2 protein-coding genes are annotated in these 2337 nt (G+C 71.5%); both read left to right on the top strand.

Annotated features, from left to right (window positions below):
- Positions 1-93: 93 nt before the first annotated feature.
- Positions 94-957 carry a NosD domain-containing protein gene (locus AB0C29_RS44255; protein ID WP_360833785.1) on the top strand — a complete coding sequence of 288 codons (864 nt, stop codon included), beginning with the start codon at positions 94-96 and terminating at the stop codon, positions 955-957.
- Positions 958-982: 25 nt separating this feature from the next.
- Positions 983-2317 carry a UDP-glucose/GDP-mannose dehydrogenase family protein gene (locus tag AB0C29_RS44260; protein ID WP_360833787.1) on the top strand — a complete coding sequence of 445 codons (1335 nt, stop codon included), beginning with the start codon at positions 983-985 and terminating at the stop codon, positions 2315-2317.
- Positions 2318-2337: the final 20 nt, after the last annotated feature.

A 2337-nucleotide genomic window follows, 5' to 3' on the forward strand; every position in this document is an offset into this window, starting at 1 on the left:
ACCTCGATCCAGTACGTGCCGTTGGGCAGGTCGGTGACCTCGAAGGACTGGCCCGTGGCGACGACGACGTCGCTCACGTGCCCGGCGGCCACGGTGACGGTCGCCGACGCGGCCGGCCTGTCGGCCGCGCTGGAGCAGGCCGGACCCGGCACCAGCATCGCGCTGGCCGACGGCGTCTACCCGGGGACCTTCACCGCGGCGGCCAAGGGCACGGCGGACCGGCCGATCTTCCTCTGCGGCGGCGCGGGCGCGGTCATCGACGGCGGCGGCATCAAGAAGGGCTACGGCCTGCACCTCGACGGCGCCGACCACTGGCGGATCGCCGGGTTCACCGTCCGCAACGCCCAGAAGGGCGTCATGGGCGACGGCGTCAACCACAGCGTGATCAGCGGGCTGACCGTCACCGCGATCGGCGACGAGGCCATCCACCTGCGCAAGTTCAGTTCCGACAACGTGGTCGAGAACAACGTCATCAGCGACACCGGCAACCGGCGCGAGAAGTTCGGCGAGGGCGTCTACATCGGCTCCGCCAACTCGAACTGGTCAACCATCACCGGCGGCGCGCCTGACACCAGCGACCGCAACGTCGTCCGCGGCAACACCATCTCCGGCACCACCGCGGAGGCCGTGGACATCAAGGAGGGCACCACCGGCGGCACCGTCACCGGCAACACCTTCGACGGCAGTGCCGTCACCGGCGCCGACTCGTGGGTCGACGTCAAGGGCAACAACTGGACCATCAGCGGCAACACCGGGCAGCGCAGCCCGGCGGACGGCTTCCAGACCCACCAGGTGTACGACGGCTGGGGCCGCGGCAACACCTTCACCGGCAACATCGCCCGGGTCGACGGACCCGGTTACGGCTTTCACCTCGCCCCCGTCGAGGACAACCGCGTCGCTTGCGACAACAAGGCGATCGGCGCGGCCGAGGGCCTCGCCAACGTCGCCTGCAGCTGACATCCCCCGCGCTAGGAGACTTCTGATGAACACCACCACCACGCGTCCCCGTCTCACCGTCATCGGCACCGGGTACCTCGGCGCCACCCACGCGATCTGCATGGCCGTGATGGGTTACGACGTCATCGGCGTCGACGTCGACGCCAGCAAGGTCGAGCGGCTCAACTCCGGCGAGGTGCCCTTCTTCGAGCCCGGTCTGCCGGAGCTGCTGACCAAGGCCCTGGAGACCGGCCGGCTGCGCTTCACGACCTCCTTCCAGGAGGCCGGCGAGTTCGGCGACGTCCACTTCATCTGCGTCGGAACCCCGCAGCGCAAGGGCTCCGAGGCCGCGGACATGACCTACGTCGACGCCTCGGTGACCGCGCTGGCCGCCCACCTGCACCGCCGTGCCCTGGTGGTCGGCAAGTCGACGGTCCCGGTGGGCACCGCCGCCCGCCTGGCCGAGGTGCTGCGCGCCACCGCGCCGGCCGGCGACCAGGTCGAGCTGGCCTGGAACCCGGAGTTCCTGCGGGAGGGCTTCGCCGTCGACGACACCATGCAGCCCGACCGGATGGTCTTCGGCGTCACCTCGGCCTGGTCGGAGCAGCAGCTGCGCTCGGCCTTCGCGCCGGTGCTGGCCCAGGGCGTACCGGTCAAGGTCACCGACCTGCAGACCGCCGAGCTGGTCAAGGTGGCCGCGAACTCGTTCCTGGCCACCAAGATCTCCTACATCAACGCGATGGCGGAGGTCTGCGAGGCCACCGGCGCCGACGTGCACGACCTGGCCGAGGCGCTGGCCTACGACGAGCGCATCGGCGGCAAGTTCCTGCGCCCCGGCCTCGGCTTCGGCGGCGGCTGCCTGCCCAAGGACATCCGGGCGTTCGCGCACCGGGCCGAGGAGCTCGGCGTCGGCCAGGCGGTCGGCTTCCTGCGGGAGATCGACGGCATCAACGGCCGCCGGCGGGCCCGTACGGTCGACCTGGTCGTCGAGCTCTGCGGCGGCGACGTGGCCGGCAAGAAGATCGCGGCCCTGGGTGCGGCGTTCAAGCCGAACTCCGACGACATCCGCGACGCGCCCGCCCTGGACGTGGCGAGCACGCTGGCGAGCATGGGCGCGGACGTGCACGTGTTCGACCCGGCGGCGATGGAGAACGCCCGCAAGGTGCACCCCGAGCTGTCGTACGGCAGCAGCGCCCTGGACGTGGCCCGCGGCGCGGACGTGGTCGTGCTGCTCACCGAGTGGACCGAGTTCCGGGAGATCGCCCCGGAGGCCATGGCCGCGGTGGTCTCCGGCATGCGCATCTTCGACGGCCGGCACGCCCTCGACCCGGCCGCGTGGCGCGCCGCGGGCTGGGAGTACAAGGCGCTCGGCCGTCCCTGACCGCTCAGGACGCGGGGGCC

The organism is Actinoplanes sp. NPDC048791, from assembly GCF_040650095.1.
Classification (GTDB): domain Bacteria; phylum Actinomycetota; class Actinomycetes; order Mycobacteriales; family Micromonosporaceae; genus Actinoplanes.

Coding starts and splice junctions, on each gene's coding strand:
- AB0C29_RS44260 (WP_360833787.1), top strand. CDS start 983: ATGAACACCACCACCACGCGTCCCCGTCTCACCGTCATCGGCACCGGG.